Origin of the sequence: Salegentibacter echinorum (assembly GCF_900129445.1) — a bacterium.
Lineage (GTDB): Bacteria > Bacteroidota > Bacteroidia > Flavobacteriales > Flavobacteriaceae > Salegentibacter > Salegentibacter echinorum.
The window spans coordinates 66,482-84,344 of sequence record NZ_FQVT01000011.1 but is presented as its reverse complement, the minus strand read 5'-3'; the positions used below and the strand labels follow the sequence as shown (position 1 = coordinate 84,344).

The 17,863-nt window shown below is 37.3% G+C and carries 16 protein-coding genes; 2 read left to right on the top strand and 14 right to left on the bottom strand.

Annotation, left to right across the window (positions count from 1 at the left end):
• Nucleotides 1-195: 195 nt before the first annotated feature.
• From BUA71_RS13780 to BUA71_RS13760, 5 genes are all read right to left on the bottom strand, one after another.
• A complete protein-coding gene (locus BUA71_RS13780) occupies nt 196-594 on the bottom strand; it encodes a GlcG/HbpS family heme-binding protein (protein WP_072880765.1) in 399 nt (132 codons plus the stop codon).
• Between the two features lie 79 nt (nt 595-673).
• Nucleotides 674-1,411 (bottom strand): NYN domain-containing protein, encoded by a 738-nt coding sequence (locus BUA71_RS13775; protein WP_072880779.1) that lies wholly within the window; start codon nt 1,409-1,411, stop codon nt 674-676.
• A gap of 233 nt (nt 1,412-1,644) precedes the next feature.
• Entirely contained in the window at nt 1,645-2,805 is a 1,161-nt protein-coding gene (locus BUA71_RS13770) for a baeRF7 domain-containing protein (protein WP_072880763.1), read from the bottom strand.
• A gap of 341 nt (nt 2,806-3,146) precedes the next feature.
• Nucleotides 3,147-4,016 carry a cation diffusion facilitator family transporter gene (locus BUA71_RS13765; protein ID WP_072880761.1) on the bottom strand — a complete coding sequence of 290 codons (870 nt, stop codon included), beginning with the start codon at nt 4,014-4,016 and terminating at the stop codon, nt 3,147-3,149.
• Nucleotides 4,017-4,068: 52 nt separating this feature from the next.
• A complete protein-coding gene (locus BUA71_RS13760) occupies nt 4,069-4,896 on the bottom strand; it encodes a DUF1853 family protein (RefSeq protein ID WP_072880759.1) in 828 nt (275 codons plus the stop codon).
• Between the two features lie 170 nt (nt 4,897-5,066).
• Between BUA71_RS13760 and hemN the strand changes: the two genes are divergently transcribed.
• Entirely contained in the window at nt 5,067-6,422 is a 1,356-nt protein-coding gene (gene hemN / locus BUA71_RS13755; protein WP_072880757.1) for an oxygen-independent coproporphyrinogen III oxidase, read from the top strand.
• A 512-nt stretch (nt 6,423-6,934) separates the two neighbouring features.
• On the opposite strand, the gene BUA71_RS17645 is transcribed toward hemN, so the two are convergent.
• From BUA71_RS17645 to BUA71_RS13715, 9 genes are all read right to left on the bottom strand, one after another.
• On the bottom strand, nt 6,935-7,084 hold the full coding sequence (locus BUA71_RS17645; RefSeq protein ID WP_175545962.1) for a hypothetical protein: 150 nt from the start codon (nt 7,082-7,084) through the stop codon (nt 6,935-6,937).
• 14 nt (nt 7,085-7,098) lie between these two features.
• Nucleotides 7,099-7,800 carry a sulfite exporter TauE/SafE family protein gene (locus BUA71_RS13750; protein WP_072880756.1) on the bottom strand — a complete coding sequence of 234 codons (702 nt, stop codon included), beginning with the start codon at nt 7,798-7,800 and terminating at the stop codon, nt 7,099-7,101.
• The gene (locus BUA71_RS13745; RefSeq protein WP_072880754.1) at nt 7,801-8,247 is read right to left on the bottom strand and encodes a FixH family protein; all 447 of its coding nucleotides are present in this window, start codon (nt 8,245-8,247) and stop codon (nt 7,801-7,803) included.
• Between the two features lie 205 nt (nt 8,248-8,452).
• Nucleotides 8,453-9,871: a cytochrome c oxidase accessory protein CcoG gene (ccoG, locus tag BUA71_RS13740; protein WP_072880752.1), complete on the bottom strand. Its 1,419-nt coding sequence runs from the start codon at nt 9,869-9,871 to the stop codon at nt 8,453-8,455.
• A gap of 165 nt (nt 9,872-10,036) precedes the next feature.
• Complete coding sequence (locus tag BUA71_RS13735; RefSeq protein WP_072880750.1) at nt 10,037-10,918, bottom strand: cbb3-type cytochrome c oxidase N-terminal domain-containing protein; 882 nt, start codon at nt 10,916-10,918, stop codon at nt 10,037-10,039.
• Nucleotides 10,915-11,103 (bottom strand): cbb3-type cytochrome c oxidase subunit 3, encoded by a 189-nt coding sequence (locus BUA71_RS13730; RefSeq protein ID WP_072880748.1) that lies wholly within the window; start codon nt 11,101-11,103, stop codon nt 10,915-10,917. The genes BUA71_RS13735 and BUA71_RS13730 overlap by 4 nt, the downstream gene beginning before the upstream one ends.
• A 2-nt stretch (nt 11,104-11,105) precedes the next feature.
• Nucleotides 11,106-13,307 carry a cytochrome-c oxidase, cbb3-type subunit I gene (gene ccoN, locus BUA71_RS13725; protein WP_072880746.1) on the bottom strand — a complete coding sequence of 734 codons (2,202 nt, stop codon included), beginning with the start codon at nt 13,305-13,307 and terminating at the stop codon, nt 11,106-11,108.
• Nucleotides 13,308-13,309: 2 nt separating this feature from the next.
• Nucleotides 13,310-13,504, bottom strand: coding sequence for a cbb3-type cytochrome oxidase assembly protein CcoS (gene ccoS / locus BUA71_RS13720; RefSeq protein WP_072880744.1), 195 nt, complete (start codon nt 13,502-13,504; stop codon nt 13,310-13,312).
• A 163-nt stretch (nt 13,505-13,667) separates the two neighbouring features.
• Nucleotides 13,668-16,133: a heavy metal translocating P-type ATPase gene (locus tag BUA71_RS13715; protein WP_072880742.1), complete on the bottom strand. Its 2,466-nt coding sequence runs from the start codon at nt 16,131-16,133 to the stop codon at nt 13,668-13,670.
• A gap of 470 nt (nt 16,134-16,603) precedes the next feature.
• Between BUA71_RS13715 and BUA71_RS13710 the strand changes: the two genes are divergently transcribed.
• Nucleotides 16,604-17,860, top strand: a complete 1,257-nt coding sequence (locus BUA71_RS13710) for a S8 family serine peptidase (RefSeq protein ID WP_083572106.1) — start codon at nt 16,604-16,606, stop codon at nt 17,858-17,860.
• The last annotated feature ends 3 nt before the right edge of the window (nt 17,861-17,863 follow it).

The following is a 17,863-nucleotide window of genomic DNA, read 5'->3' as shown; positions in this document are numbered from 1 at the left end:
AAGACGGTTACAAATGGCCGCTTTTGATTTGTACCGTAAGTTTACGTCAATATTGCCGTTTTTCAAATTTTTTGTAGTGGGTCTCGCAATGACAAACTGACTCACAATCCATAAACTGAAAACCCACAACCGAAAAATAAAAAAAGCCCATCTAAAACTTAAATGGGCTTTTTAATTATTTACTCTATCTGAGCATTAGAAATTTTCAGCGGCAAAACTGGCTACGGCGTGATCGTTATCAACTGTGCTCCCTGAAACTCCTACGGCACCAATAATATCGCCGTCTTTATTTTTTAAAGGAATTCCGCCCGGGAAAGTAATTAAACCATTGTTGGAATGCTCTATATTATACAATGAACCTCCTGGTTGGGCGAGTTTCCCTATTTCTCCAGAATTCATGTCGAAATATCTGGCAGTTTCAGCCTTTTTAATAGCGATATCAACTGAACCTAACCAGGCGCCATTCATTCTCGCAAAAGCAGTAAGGTTAGCACCGGCATCTACAACTGCTATATTCATTTTCACGTCTAATTCTTTAGACTTTTTCTCTCCTGCGGCAACAATTTTTTGCGCTTGCTCTAAGCTAATATTCATAACGTTGTTTTTTCGATTTTACCCAAACTAAGTAACTTAAAAGTACTTACAAACTATTTAACCCAATTATAACGTAAGCTTAATCTTTATTGCGAACGTAGATTAATTTAAATTTACTGTTTTGGTTGGTACGGGATTCAATTTCAAATTTATCTATGGAATGAATTAACGGGGTGAGTTTTTGGAACCCGTAGTTACGTGCATCAAAATTAGGCTGTTTTTTCTGCAGTAAACTGCCCACATCCCCAAGAAAAGCCCAGCCATCTTCATCGGCAACATCAGAGATGGTTTGTTTTATTAGTTTAATCACTTTTGGGGTGATTTTATCAACACTTTTCTTTTTCCCCGTTTTACCTTTTTTATTCGTTCCTGTTTCCTGTTCTTCATTATCTTTTAAAATCTCCAGGTAAATAAACCTATCGCAGGCAACGATAAAAGGATCTGGGGTTTTCTTTTCGCCAATACCAATCACATTTTTTCCGGCTTCCCTTAGTCGGGTGGCTAATCGCGTAAAATCACTATCACTGGAAACCAGGCAGAATCCGTCAACTTTATCGGAATACAGAATATCCATCGCGTCTATAATCATCGCAGAATCTGTTGCATTTTTGCCCTGGGTATATCCATATTGCTGAATGGGATTAATCGCGTTTTCCAACAATACAGCTTTCCATTTCGCCAAATGAGGTTTTGTCCAATCTCCGTAAATTCTTTTTACGGTGGGGTTACCATATTTAGCTATTTCTTCCATCATTTCTTTAATATAAGCCGAAGGGATATTATCACCATCTATAAGTACTGCGAGATTCGTTTCCATGGTTTTTTCAATTTGGGGATAAAGGTAATTCTTTTGCATAGAAAAGACGGCTTTGAGCCGTCCTTTCAATATTTTTACTAAAATCTAACTGCATATCTGTAAACAGTCATATCAAATTTTATTTCAACTAAACCCTTACAAAAGTTCTCGATATTAAAGACCTCACAGATTTTTTACACCTGTGAGGGATTGAGGCTTCGTTGGATTTATGGATAATTAGGGAATATATGAATCTAATTAAACCTATATAATGCATTCATTTTAGACTCTTTACTGGGCATTTGGGCTCTGGGTATTAAAAATACATTTCCGCCCTGTTTTAGCACTTCTTTTACTGCCCAGTTCATAAGGGAGTAATTATTGGTGTCTTGCTCATCCTGAATACTGGTATTCATATTATCGCTGTTGTAGGTACCCCAAATCTCAGTTTGATTTTCTAAAAATAGGGTGTCAACTTTTCCTTGTTGTATCGCAGGAAGAATATCTGTTACCGAAGAGCCGGTTTTTTCAGTATTATTTAATTCAGCAAACTTTTCTTTTTTCTCTCTCCTGGTTTTTTCCAATAATGGTTCCAGGGTTTTTACCGCTTTTTCGTGAAGTCCCAACATATCGGTATCTGATGGATTTCCGGAAATCACTTTATCAAATAAATGATTATAACTGTTTGCCTGCTCATAAATAGGGAATAGATAATCTTGTGTAGCTACTACCAATGGTGCGTTATCATTGTGCAACACAGTATCCAAACCTTTGTCTACAGCTCTAAAATACTTTAAAATTTCTTCTTTTCGTTCTTCTTCATTGCCACTACCATGACCGTGAAAAACAGCTTTGTCGCCCCCGGCATTTTGCGTCCTGAATTCTAAATGTTTTTGTTTATAATCAAATCCTACACGTTCTTCTAATCTGGAAGGGGTAAGGTCGTCTACCTCTACTTTTCCAATACTGTATGTTGTAGCTTCATAAAGCGCTACATCTTCTAATTGAAGTGCCAATAGATAAAAACGTTCATCTCCCGAGAACATTGGTACCAGTGGTTTTATATAGAATTCTTTAGATACATAAGTATGTGTTTCGAAATTTACCGGAAGGGTGAATTTTTGAAAAAGGTCTTCAGCCGCAAAAATTGCGAGTCCGTCACTTTGATGACGCCAAAAAGATTTATCTTCCATTAATTTAAGAATTGGTGCTCCAATTGTTTCGATTTTTTCTTCTGAAACCCCCTGTTCTTCCAGTTTTTCTGCCACTTCTTTCCAGAGTGACTTCAAGTGTGTCCTGTTTTTTTCTTCTAACACATCTTTCCCCGCTCTTTCAGTAGGAATAAAAATAGAAACACAGGGTTTTCCCTGAACATTCATTAGTTTTTCCAAATCTTTTTCACGTATCAAACTCATAATTTATCTTTTTTGGTTAACTGTTCCTGAAATATAAGTTGATTTCGCTTTAATTCAAAAGGCTTTAGCAGGGCTTTAACGCTAATGTTAACTCAGAAGAGTCATGAAATTAGAAATAAATCTTTGTAGCGACAAAGTTTCCCTAACATTTTTGAGTATCAAAAATGAAGTTCAACTAAGTGGGGATTGAGCACCGAGACACTACATCTACTCTAATTTATTTTAGTGACGGTTAAGCGGACAACAATGGTAAAACCGGAGGCTTAAGTATTTTTTAAAAATTACAACAGTGTTAAATTACTATGCAAGCACAGGTTTTCATGCTTCAAATTTTAAGAATTTCAGTTTGGTTCTACGTGAATAAGTACATCCAGTATTTCCGGGTAATGGGCGAGTAGTTCGTTTTTTACCTGGTGCGCGATATCGTGTCCTTTTCTAACACTTATTTCAGAATTAACAATGATATGCAAATCTACGTGATAGGCCATTCCTGTTTTGCGTACATTACATTTTTCGGTTTCTAAAACCCCAGGTACTTTTATCGTTACCTTGCGAATATTGGCAATAAAATCATCATATACGTGCTCGTCCATAACCTCTGCCAGGGCCGGTCTAAGAATTAGGTAAGCGTTGTAAAGTATAAAACCCGATGCAAAAAGCGCCGCCCAATCATCGGCGGCTTCATATCCTTTGCCCATAAAAAGCGCGATGGAAATTCCAATAAAGGCCATAAGGGAAGTAATCGCATCACTACGGTGATGCCAGGCATCGGCTTTTAGGGAAGTACTATTGGTCTCCTCACTTTTTTTAGAAATCTTTCGGTAAAAAATTTCTTTGATAATCACAATAATTCCAAGTACTACCAGGGTGTATGGTTCTGGTACTTTATGTGGCGTTTGAATGTGTTGAATGCTTTCGTAAGCGATAAGAATCGCAGAAAGAACCAAAAAACCTACTACGGCAAAAGTAATTAAGGGTTCGGCTTTCCCGTGCCCATAAGGATGGTTCTCATCTGGTGGCTTGCTGGAATACTTGAGACCCAGTAATACCAAAAAAGAGGAAAAAACATCGGTGGTAGATTCTATCCCGTCGGCAATAAGGGCATAAGAATTTCCGAAGATCCCGGTTAGGAATTTAGCAATTGCCAACAAAGCATTTCCTAAAATACTAAGCCAGGAGGCTTTAATAGCTTTATCGGTTTTTTCTTGCATAGTATAATTTGAGGTGTGGAATACAAATTTAAAGGGATTATATTATAAATCTTTACCACCAGACGACAAATAGGCGCTCAAATTCACTCCCGGGTTTCTTAATCCATATAAGTGGTGATTTTTTCTTCTGAAAATGTAGCCGGATTTCTTCTAGTATTTCTGAATGAGATACCCAGGTTTCCCCAAATTTTGGAGCGATAGGCCAGTCTTGTTTCTTTGGTGAAAAGAACTCAAAATTGCTGTAAGTTGCTGAATTAAATTCATTAAAATGTACCCAGGTACCGGCAATACAAGCAGGGTTTATTTTAGAAAATACTTTTTGTCTAAGACTTTTGGGTATAAATAAATTGGCCTTAAAATATGTTTTTTGAATTACTTCATCACTATTTACTTCCAATGATTGTAGAAGTTCTTCCGTTTCAGATCTAAACAACAGAGGGAACTGTTTTTCTTTTAATTTATCTACTTTTTGCAAAAGGCTGTCTTTTCTATTTGGACCAATCCAAGCTTGCATTTCCGAAGAAAAACCAGGATCGTAAACATAGAATTTATATATCATTTCTATGTGAAAGATTTTATTGGTGAATAAATCTTTCAGCAAAAAATCAAGTTCTCCTATCGTAATTTGCTCCTTACTTATTTGGATATTCGCAGCCAACAATTTGAACTGTTCATTTTTTTGTACGCAGAATTGAAAAAAACTTTCCATACGTTTTCCCAGTACAAAATTATTGGCAAGGGAAGGAATTTCAATTTCAGGATTTTCCAGGCTTATATTGTTTTTTGGAAGTTCAAATTGCTGTAGGCCCATAAAGGAATCCTGCCAAAGTGGGGGCGTGGCTAAAAACCCCTGAAATTGTTGTTTTATACGATGATGCATTAAGAAGTGGTTTAAGCGTATTTTTTCTATCCACATTAATCAAATGTACAGGTAAGTTTGTAGGTAATAAAATAACTTTGAAGGATCTGTCACAAACTTTCTTGTTTTTAAACATGATCTTGCTCATATTCTAAAGAATACAATCTTTTTAAATTTGTAAAAAAATTGTTATGACCAATAATTTAATTCGAAAATATAATGTGCCGGGACCAAGATATACCAGTTATCCAACGGTGCCTTACTGGGATCAGGAAAGCTTTTCACCGGCAGCCTGGAACAAAAGTTTACTACGTAGCTTTAAAGACAATAAAAATATAAGTCTTTATATTCACTTACCTTTTTGTGAAAGCCTTTGCACCTTTTGCGGATGTAACAAACGTATCACCAAGAAGCATTCGGTGGAATCTCCTTATATAAATAACCTCATCAAAGAATGGGATATGTATTTGGAGCTTTTGGGCGAAAAACCAATTATTAGGGAAGTACATCTGGGTGGTGGTACCCCAACTTTTTTCGCTCCACAAAACCTTCAACTTTTGCTGGAAACACTATTTAGTAAAGCTGAAAAGCATCCTAATGCCGAATTGAGTTTTGAAGGTCATCCCAACAATACTACTAAAGAACACTTAACAAGCCTGGCTAACTTAGGTTTTAACCGGGTGAGTTATGGCGTGCAGGATTACAATGAGAAAGTTCAAAAAGCAATTCATAGAATTCAGCCTTTTGCCAATGTAAAAAGAGCGACAGACGAGGCGAGGCAAACGGGATTTGACTCTGTGGGACACGACATCATCTTTGGGTTGCCATTTCAGAATAAAGATCATATTGTTGAATCTATAGAGAAAACCAAGCAGTTAATGCCAGATAGGATTGCTTTCTACAGTTATGCGCACGTGCCGTGGATAAAAGGAAATGGGCAACGAGGATTTAAAGAAGCCGATTTGCCAACGGCCAGTGAAAAGCGGGACATGTATGAAACCGGAAAGCAAATGCTGGAGGAAGCCGGTTATGTAGAAATAGGCATGGATCATTTTGCCTTAAAATCTGATTCTTTATACAAAGCCATGGAGCAAAAAGAATTGCATAGAAACTTTATGGGTTATACTACATCTTCAAAAACCTCGATGATTGGCCTGGGCGTATCTGCAATTAGTGATAGCTGGTTTGGTTTCGCACAAAATGAAAAGACAGTAGAAGCCTATGAAGCAAAAATTGCTGAAGGCGTTATCCCGGTGGTAAAAGGACATATTTTAAACGAGGAAGACTTAACTATTAGAAAACACATTCTTAATATTATGTGCAACCTGGAGACAAGCTGGGAAACACCAGAAAACTACTTTAAGGAATTGCCCGAAGTGCTTATGAGTCTTAAAGAAATGGAAGAGGATGGCTTACTTACATTTTTAGATCACGGTTTAAAGGTTTTAGAAGCCGGAAGACCATTTGTACGTAATATTTGTATGGCATTCGATCTAAAAATGAAAGCTAATAAACCAGATACACAGCTGTTTTCTATGACGGTGTAAATAAAGTTCAAGGTTTCAGGTTCAAGGTTCAAGGTTTTCAAACTGGGCATGCCTAAATAGCATTGACAGAAACGATCCAACCCGCAATTGGTTACCAGACTCAGTGTTCAGTAGGCAGTCGCAGTTTGTAGTAAAACAAGAACCGTGAATTTCATGCAAAGGAAGCGGAAAGTCTTTCGCAAAGCCCGCAAAAATATAAAGTTTAAGGTGAACGTTCCAAGATCGGAACCCCCGCAACCCGCAACTAGTCTTATTCAGTAGGCAGTCGCAGTTTTCAGTAAAACAAGAACCGCGAATTTCACGCAAAGAAAGCGCAAAGTTTTTCGCAAAGCTTGCAAAAATATAAAGTTTAAGGTTTGAGATTAACGTTCCAACTCGCAACCCGCAACCCGCAACCCGCAACCCGTAACAAAGTTACCAGTCGCAGATTCAGTAGGTCTAATAGCCCATAAATGATGAGAGCTACAAAACCTAAACTGAGAACCGACAACTCACAACTGATTAGGACTACCCTATTTTTCTTCTATATCTTCTTTTTTCTTGTCGTTGTTCATCATGTTCAATACGATGAGAACAAGGGCAATACAAACCACAGCAAAAATACCAATTAGGAAAGTGCCCATTCCCCAGTTTACGAGTGCTAAAGAATCAAATAGTGTCATAATATTAAATTTAGTTAGTGGCATGAATGTGAAGCGGTAATTTCTGGTTCAAGTTCGCTAGGAGAAAGGTAGGGAATTCCCAATCCCATTCCCCGTAGGATAAACAGTAAACCGATAATAATTACAAAGGCGGGTACCGTTTTCCTAATTTTAGAACGAACATTTACACTTATAAAATTTCCTAAATAAATAGCTGTTGTCATTAAAGGTATCGTTCCGGCGCCAAAAAGTGCCATATAAAGACTACCTTGTAAAGCATTAGCGGAAGCTATTGCAGCAAAAACAGCCATATAAACCAGTCCGCAGGGTAGAAATCCATTTAAAAAGCCAATAGTGAAAAAAGTATCTGCGGTTTTCTTTTTAAGTTGTTTACCCATGCTCGATTTTACCCTTGAAACCAACTTAAACATAGGTTTTGAACCATTGTATTTGCTCAGTTTATTATAGGGAATAATCATCGCCAGGATCATAAGTACACCCACCAGGATAGAAAGCTGTTGTTGCAAGCCAAATAAACTGAAGCTTTTTCCCAGCAATCCAAACAGCAAACCAATAATGGCATAGGAGCTAATTCTTCCAAAATGATAGAGAAAAATCTGAAAGAATTTTTTTAGCTTATTTTCACGATCTACGGGAAGGAGAAATGCGATTGGACCGCACATTCCCACGCAGTGAAAACTACCCAATAAACCAAATATGAATGCTGAAACCCACATTTAATAAGTTATTTCTTTTTTGTATAATAATTCTGTGTTCTCGTATTTCCAATAAATATTAATATTCCAACGTCCACCTATCAATTGATCTTCAGAAATATGAATTTTTCGCTTTTTTAAATCTAATGGAATACTGAAATCCAGTTTTTTATTAGAAGGTCTATAGAAATTTAGGTCTCCAGATATTTTAGAAAGCTCCAGGTTTTCTGGAAACTCTACCACCCATCCATTTTTTACCCGATAATCTTTTATATTCTCCTCTAAGGCAAAAGCGTTGGTTTCTGCATCTATCTCTTCCTGATAATGCAATTCTTTCTGGTAGTATTCTTCGGTTACCAAATCGTGGTTAAACTTATCATCAGTAAGCATATTTACTACTAAAAACAGAATAAAGCTGATAAATATAACCATTCCTATTACTATTCCTGTTCCCCAGTTTATTTTCATATCTCATGCCCATTAAAGGGTGTTTTTAATTCATTACACATACTCACCGCGTGCGGTATTTTAAATTAGTTCCGATAATTATCGGTTTGAATTCGTATCCAGTTATTTTTCCAGTCCGTACTTTTATGATTTTATACTACAAATCTCCCAAAACAATAATTCCTGAAAATTCAAAATTTTATTCTCCACAGGGTGTAGGGGGCCCTTAATTAAAACTTCGTGGCCCCATAAACATCGTTTTTGTGGTTTCTATTAGCTTATCACCACTATAAACTCCAATTTCAAGCTTTTGTTTTTCATCATCGAGGGCTGCAGCATTGATTTGTATAAAAAATGTACCTTCACTAAAATCCTGTCCGGGAACCATAATTTCCGATTGTTTTTTTACCGGGATCACTTTTCCCTCGTGCGATAATAACTTAAACTCTATATCGTGAAAATCGGCAGTTGTTTTATTTACCAATTTATAGGTAAAAACATTGCTGATTATATTATTCTCTTTTCGTTCGTACAACTGGCCTGGCAATCGTAAAATTTTAGCTTCAACCTCACTCCTCACAAATAACATTCCTACCAAAACGGCGGTAAGAATACCCAGAATAACAGAGTATCCCTTTAAACGAGGTGTAAATTTAAATTTGGCTTTCTTTTCTATGTTTTCTTCGCTGGCATATCTAATTAATCCCTTGGGAAGATCTACAGCTTCCATCATACTATCACAAGCGTCAATACAAGCCGTGCAATTAATGCACTCCAGCTGGGTGCCGTTTCTAATATCGATACCGGTAGGACATACCTGTACACATTGAAAACAATCTATACAATCTCCTTTCCCGCTGACAACACGGTCTTCGTTCTTTTTAAATTTAGCGCGTCCTTTTTCTTTTTCGCCCCGTTTGTGGTCATAAGCCACAACTATAGATTTATTGTCCAGTAATACTCCCTGAAGTCTTCCATAGGGACAGGCTAATGTGCAAACCTGTTCTCTAAACCAGGCAAAAACAAAGTAAAAAACTGCAGTAAAGATTAGTAGTGAAGTGAGCGTGCTTAAGTGCGCCGTTGGCCCATCTACGATATACTGGATCAAACGGTCACTACCAATTAAATAAGCCAGAAAAACATTCGCAATTAAAAATGATATTATAAAAAAGATAAACCATTTTAATGCCCTTTTCCTAATTTTTTCAGCATCCCATTTTTGGCGATCCAAACGCATTTGCTTCCCGCGATCTCCATCTATCCAATATTCAATCCTACGGAAAACCATTTCCATAAAAATGGTTTGTGGGCATAGCCAGCCGCAGAAAATCCTACCAAATGCTACAGTGAAGAGAATGATAAACACTACTCCCAGCACCATCATAATTACAAAAATGTGGAAATCCTGTGGCCAGAAAGGAAAGCCAAAAATATTGAACCTTCTTTCCAGGATGTTGAACATTAAGAATTGATTGCCATTTACTTTTATAAATGGCGATACAAATAGAATTACGAGTAATACATAACTAACGTATTTCCGGTACTCATAGAACCTTCCGGATGGTTTCTTTGGAAAAACCCACGCTCTTTTTCCTTCATCATCTACAGTAGCAATACTGTCCCTGAATTTCTCTTTCTCTCCCAAAATGCAAACTTTTTCTTTTTACTCGAAAATCGAGATTTAAATGATCTGAGACTTGCCTCAAAATCAAAATAATCTTCTCATATTAAACCTCCTGGCAATCTTCCGCTTTTAAAGCCCGGCCCGCCATAAAGACGGGCAGCGGTTGAGCTTTATTTTTAAACTAGATTATTCAGATTCCCCTTCCCAAATATCTCCTTCGGGTGCTTTCGCATCGGCGGGATCTGTGCCTTGCAGGCTAATTACATAACTTGCAACCTGCGCCATTTCATCACCCTGTAGTTCAGATTTCCAGGCAACCATTCCTTTACCATCACGACCTCCTTCAGAAATAGTGTGAAAAACATTACTAATACCGCCTCCTAAGATCCAGTATTCGTCGGTAAGGTTGGGTCCAATTGAACCACCACCATCAGCACGGTGACAGGCTACGCAGTTTTGGGCAAAGATTTCTTCTCCTGCTTTAAGATCTGAAGCATCTGTTAATAATTCTACGGTAGATGCATCAATTAGATCGGGATTAGCTGCTTTATAGGCCTCTATTTCTTCTTTAGCCTGGGCGACTTCGGCCAGGTATTCTTCTTTTTGATCTGTTCCATCAAAAACGTGGTAATACAACATATACGCAAAGGCAAAGAAAATACTTACATAAAAGCCATAAAGCCACCAGGAGGGAAGGTCGTTGTCCAATTCTTTGATGCCATCGTAGGAATGATCTAACAAAATCTCCTCTTCTTTTTCTACAGATTTTCGGCTAAGCATTTTTTGATAAAAATCCTTAAGCCATCTTAACTGCTTATCATTATTTTTAACCTGAATTTGCGTATAACGTTCCTGCGCCTCTGGCTTTAGGCTTCTAAACACCATGCTGTCTAAAGCCGATATTGAAACCTCTATTGCTATGGCGATAACCAGGATTATTCCCAGGATTACCCAGGTAATTGGATATTCTACAATGGCCCAGGAAGCTTCAGTTTCCACGGTCATTTCAATTAAAACTATCGCGAGAATTAAAAATCCTGCAATTCTTAAATATGATGAGGTCTTCATAATTCTTCGTTTTTAATATTATCTTCCAATGGTAAATTGCTTACCTCTTCAATGTGCTTCTTTTTTGCGGTAATAACCCATATAAAAAGACCAACAAAAAAGATGAAAAATATAAGAAGTGAAATCATAGGGTAGATTTGCACCCCATCTATATTTTCTAAATTTCCTTTTACGAATTTTAGCATGATTATTCTGTTTTGTTATCTGAAATATTAACGTCTTTCGCTTTTATATCTGTTCCCAGTCGCTGTAAATAAGCAATTAAGGCTACAATTTCACGGTTTCTCATTTCTATAAACTCGGTACCGTTTTCTTTAGCGAATTTTTTATCGGCTTCATAGCTCTTTTCAAAATCTGGATCGGCATACAGATTTTTCTCAATTTGAGTTCCCTGCTCCAACATCTGCTCTTGCGCTGCGGCTATTTCTTCTTCAGAATAAGGTACGCCCAGATTACTAAGCGCTCTCATCTTAGTTTCAGTGTCAGATTTATCTAATTCATCTGTAATAATCCATTTGTATGACGGCATTATAGAACCAGAAGAGGTACTTTGTGGATCATACATATGGTTAAAGTGCCAGTTATCTGAGTATTTTCCTCCAACCCGCATCAAATCTGGGCCGGTACGTTTACTTCCCCATAAGAATGGATAATCATAAACATATTCTCCTGCTTTAGAATACTCCCCATAACGTTCTACCTCACTTCTAAATGGTCGTACCATTTGCGAGTGACAGGAAACACAACCTTCTCTAATATATATATCCCGGCCTTCCATCTCTAAAGGCGTATAAGGTTTTACGCTGGAAATTTTAGGCACATATTCATCTACCATTAAAGAGGGGATAATTTGCACCATTCCACCTATAAGAATAGCGATAGTAGCAAAAATAGTAAGTTTAACAGGACGTCTTTCTAACCAGCTATGGTAAGCTTCTCCACCCGTTCTTTTGCGAGTCACTTTCTCTAATGGAGCAGCTTCTGCCAACTCATCTTCCACAGGTTTACCTTGTCTAACAGTTTGTACAATATTATAAAGCAGGATAAAAGCACCTATAATGTACAAACTACCACCAATAGCACGCATCCAGTACATTGGCATAATAGAAGTTACTGTTTCCAGGAAGTTACCATAAGTAAGTGTTCCATCTGGATTAAATTGTTTCCACATAGAAGCCTGTACAAATCCTGCAACATATAAGGGCATGGTATAAATAATAATACCCAATGTTCCTATCCAGAAATGTGCATTGGCCAACTTTGTACTAAATAGTTTCGTTTTAAATAATCTTGGTACGAGCCAATAGACCATACCAAAGGTTAGGAAACCATTCCAGGCTAAAGCGCCAACGTGTACGTGAGCAATAATCCAGTCACTAAAGTGGGCAATAGCATTTACGTTCTTAAGAGAAAGCATGGGACCTTCAAAAGTTGCCATCCCATATCCGGTAATTGCAACTACCATAAATTTTAATACTGGATCGGTTCGTACTTTATCCCAGGCGCCACGCAAGGTTAATAAACCGTTGATCATACCACCCCAGGATGGGAACAATAGCATTACTGAGAAAGCAACCCCAAGGTTTTGAGCCCAATCTGGTAGCGAAGAGTATAATAAGTGGTGTGGTCCCGCCCAAATGTAGATAAAGATCAAAGACCAAAAGTGTACAATAGATAATCTATAAGAATAAACCGGACGATTAGCTGCTTTTGGAACAAAATAATACATTAAGCCCAGGAAGGGTGTGGTTAAGAAAAAGGCAACCGCATTGTGCCCGTACCACCACTGTACCAAAGCATCCTGAACACCAGAATACACCGAGTAACTCTTAAAAGCAGAAACAGGAATTTCAATGTTATTTACAATATGCAACACGGCAACGGTTACAAAAGTGGCCAGGTAAAACCAAATAGCCACATAAAGGTGACGTTGCCTTCTTTTGATCATAGTACCAATAAGGTTGGCACCAAAAGCAACCCATACCAATGCAATCGCAATATCTATAGGCCATTCCAGTTCGGCATATTCCTTAGAACTGGTAAAACCCATAGGTAGGGTAATAGCAGCGGCGACAATAATGGCCTGCCATCCCCAAAAGTTGAAATTACTCAAGAAATCACTATACATCCTTGCTTTGAGCAACCGCTGGGTAGAGTAATAAACCCCGGCAAAAATGGCATTCCCTACAAAGGCAAAAATGACGGCGTTGGTATGCAACGGCCTTAATCGCCCAAAACTTAACCAGGAAATACCGTCGGTAAGGTTGGGAAACATAAACATAAAGGCCAAAAGAAGACCAACGCTCATACCTACAATACCCCAAAACAGGGTGGCCATTGTAAACTTTTTTACGATCTTATTGTCGTAGTGAAACTGTTCTACTTCCATAGTTAGTTAGATTTCTCGTTTTTGGAGGTTTTAGATTGTTTTGATTTCGATTTTACTAATTCATCGTCAAAGAGCATCCTTACCGATGGCGTGTAAACATCGTCATATTGTCCTTTTTTTACAGAAACAATAAAAGCGATAAAAAAAATGATAGCTACCAGTACACTTAAGGCCAGTAGTAGGTAAATGATATTCATAGCGAGATAAATATTTTTGACAAATTTAAAATCATGTTAAAATTTAAAATATGACGTAGATCAGTTTTTGTAAAATTGAACTGCTACAGTTTTATTAATTATAAGCCGGGATTTTTAATAATTCTCAATCAATATTTAAATCCTGGGTTGTTTTAATGATTATTTATTTTCGGTTCTTCATGATCTTTCTCCCCGCCAAATTAGTCGCAATACTAGTATAGGCTACAATAGTTATGGAGCTAAGTGGCATTAAAATAGCTGCGATTACCGGCATTAAATTTCCGGTTACGGCAAAACTTAAACCTATGAGATTGTAACAAAGGCTTAGCACAAAACTCCATTTTATAATGCGCATTCCTTTTGCTGAAAGCTTAAAATATGCTGCCAATCTGGTTAAATTTGAAGCTTCTAAGATCCCATCACAGGCCGGGGAGAAAACATTTATATTTTCCGAAACGGCAACACCCACATCACTTTGAGCAAGTGCTCCCGCATCATTAAGTCCGTCGCCTATCATCATTACCGATTTCCTTTCCTGCTGAAGCTTTTTAATAAACTCTAATTTATGTCCCGGTTTTTGATTAAAGTAATACCTGGTTTCTGCAGGGAGCATTTCCTGTAATCTTTCTTTTTCCCCGGCATTATCACCAGAAAGGATATACAGCTTTTTGTCCCTGCCCAATGCAGAAAATAATTCTGATAATCCTTCCCGGTACGCATTTTTAAACACATAACGACCTTTGTATTCTTCATTGCTACTTATGTGTACCGCCGTTTTATTTTCTACCTGTTTCGGCTGTTTATCATTATTTGGCAAACCCTCACCACTGGATATGAGCTCATTATTTTTATCCCGAATATTTTTAGTAGAGTCTTTTACAAAAGCAGCAGAGCCTATTTTCATGCGATTGCCCCGGTTGCCAGAGCTAATTCCATGACCGGTAAGTTCTTCAAACTCTTCCGGCACATCAATATTGTTTTTATCGAGAATATCATATAATTGTCTGCTTAAAGGATGCCCCGAAGCTCTTAGACTATTGCTCAATAATTCTTGTTCTTCAGCATTAAGATTTAAACCTTCATAATAAACTTCGGTTTTTTTATTGCTGGTGATGGTGCCGGTTTTATCAAAAACCAGACAATCAATTTTAGCCATTTGTTCAATCACGCCAGCTTCTTTAAGATAGAATTTATGCCTTCCAAAAATGCGGAGCAAATTTCCTAAAGTAAAAGGTGTGGCAAGGGCAATTGCACAGGGACAGGCAATAATAAGCACTGCGGTAAACACATTTAAAGCTTTAGAGGGATCGTAAAAAAGCCAAAATAAGGTAGCCAGAAAAGCAATGCTTAGCACCGCGGCGGTAAAGCGTTTACTAATTTGATTGATTAAAGTTTGAAATTCGCTTCGTTTATCTTTCTTAAATACATCATTGCCCCAAAGTTTGGTAAGGTAGCTTTGGTCTATAGCTTTAACGGCTTCGATCTCCAGGATAGCACCCTGTTGTCTTCCGCCGGCATAGAGCGTTTCTCCCGATTCTTTTTTAACAGCTTCGGCTTCCCCGGTTACAAAACTGTAATCAATATGTGCATCGCCTTTTATCAACACAGCATCAATAGGAATTAACTCGCCATTTCTAATTAAAATGCGATCTCCCGGCTTTATGGCATATACCTGCACCTGTTCTTCTATTTTTTCTCCGGAATTTTTATTGTTTAAGCGTGTTACTGCCATTGGAAAATACGACTTGTAATCCCGCTCAAAAGAGAGGTAATTATAAGTTTTCTGTTGAAAGAATTTTCCTAAAAGCAGGAAAAATACGAGACCTGTGAGGCTATCAAAAAATCCGCTGCCCAGGTCCAAAATAATTTCTGAAGCGCTTCTAATGAACAACACCGCGATTCCCAGAGCAATAGGCACATCAATATTTAATATTTTGGCCCGCAATCCTTTAAATGCAGAAATAAAATAATCTGACCCCGAGTAGAATACAACTGGTAAGGAGAATGCAAACATAAGCCACCTAAAAAGATATTTAAACTGCTCTAACCAAAATTCTTTGACTTCAAAATATTCGGGGAAAGAGAGGAACATCACATTTCCAAAGGCGAAACCTGCCACGCCAAGCTTGTAAATGAGACTACGGTTAACTCTATGATCCTTCTCATCGTAATCTTTCAGCGAGATATATGGCTCATAACCAATGCGGCTTAAAAGATAAACCAGGCTCTTAAGATTTATTTTTTCCGAAGAAAAACTTATGCGCGCTGTTTTCTTGGGAAAATCTACTTGTGCCGATTTTACACCACTGTGTAACTTCCCAAGATTCTCTAACACCCAAATACAGGAGCTACAATGCATGGAGGGAATTAGAAAAGATACAATTTGGGTGTTATTCTCGTTAAATTCCAGTAATTTTTCAGCAATTTCAGGATTATCAAGAAAATCATATTTTCCTTCAGCATGTTCTGGCGAGATGCCAGGTCTTTCTTCGAGATCGTAATAATAAGTAAGATCACTTTCGTGCAGGATTTCAAAAACAGTTTTACATCCATTGCAACAAAAATCTTTCTCCTCAAAAATAAGGTGATCATCTTTGCACGCTTCCCCACAATGAAAACAGCTTTTCATATATCGTCTAAATTTGTTCGCAAATTTTATTGAAAAATCGCTTTTAAAATATGATAGAAATCATACAATCTGGAATTAAAGCGAATTTGCCAGATAAAATAATTAACATAATTTTAAGATTGTTGAATAACGTACAAAACTATGAAATGATTTGCATGTTTCTCTTCGGTCTTACTAGAAAAGTCTGCGTTAGATTAAAAAACAAAATGAATTAGAAAACTCTTTTCTCAATAACGCTTAGGAGAGATTTTATAATTATTTTAAATTTTTAAAATAATTATATATGGCTTAACCTCGAGACGAGTAATAATTGGGAATAGTAGTTTCGGGCGAATATCTTTAATCAAAAATGTACTATTACCAAATATTTAAAAGCGAAACAATAACTTTAAATTATATAAGTGTTTGGTTGTAATACTTTTAATTTATTAAAATAGTTGCTATATTTAATTACAGATATATCAAAAACTATGAGACAACCAATCTTAGGTAAACGAACGTTTTTAAAAGAAAACACAGACCATAGCAAAGCTTTTGAAAAGTATATGAATGAGTGTTATGAGCGGGTAGCATCTAGCGTACCACTTTTTACCGGTCGGCATCTTATGGTGAACACTAAAGGAAATGATTTTAAAAGTCCTCAAAAACTATTTAAGGATAAATTGAACTTCAAAATAGCAAACTCAAGGGATTTTATTTCTGAAAATTTAAATGAGACCTCTTTTACTGATGCAGATGCCTTAATTTACGACGAATTGGGAATAGCACTAATTGATGGGAATGAAGAACAAATTAGAATGTTAGAAGCTGAATCAAGTGATTTTATTATCCAACCCGAACGAGTAGTATATGTTCCCGATGATTTGCCGGTAAGTATAAACATCCCAGCTACCTGGGGATTAAATGTGACCCGGGTTGTTGACTCAAATTTTACTGGAAGAGATGTGAAAATAGCTGTTTTAGATACTGGGTTTGATGCAAACCATCCAGATTTTTGTGATAGAGAAGTGGTTGCAGAGTCATTTGTGCCCAATGAAACAAGTAAGGATATGCATGGGCACGGCACGCATTGTATTGGTACGGCTTGTGGTAACAAGGATAGCCAGGGTTTTAGATATGGTGTTGCTAAAAGTGCGAACATATATGCTGGTAAAGTGTTGAGTAATGAAGGTAGCGGCGCACAATCCTGGATTCTAAATGGTATAACCTGGGCTGTAAAGAACAATTGTAAAGTAATTTCTATGTCACTGGGGTCTAAAATATATCCGGGAGAAGGTTATGATTTAGCGTATGAAAAAGCGGCAAAATTTGCCTTATCAAATGGAGCAATAACCGTAGCCGCAGCTGGCAATGATAGCCGTAGGTCTTTTAAACAATATATTCCTGTAAGTAGTCCCGCTAATTGTCCATCTGTACTTGCCGTGGGCGCCCTAGATTCCAATTTAAATGTTGCCGATTTTTCGAATAGGTCTATAAACCCAGAAAGTCAAATTGATATTGCAGCACCAGGGGTATCTATTTACTCATCCTGGATTATGCCAACAAGAAATAGAACTATTTCTGGTACAAGCATGGCTACTCCCCACATTGCGGGCATATTGGGACTTTTATGTGAGAAATATCCAGAAGGGACTATCTATGAAATAAAAGAAGAATTGAGAAATATGGCGCGAAGACTACCGTTGCCCGGCATAGATGTTGGCGTTGGCTTAGCAATCGCACCTTAAAAA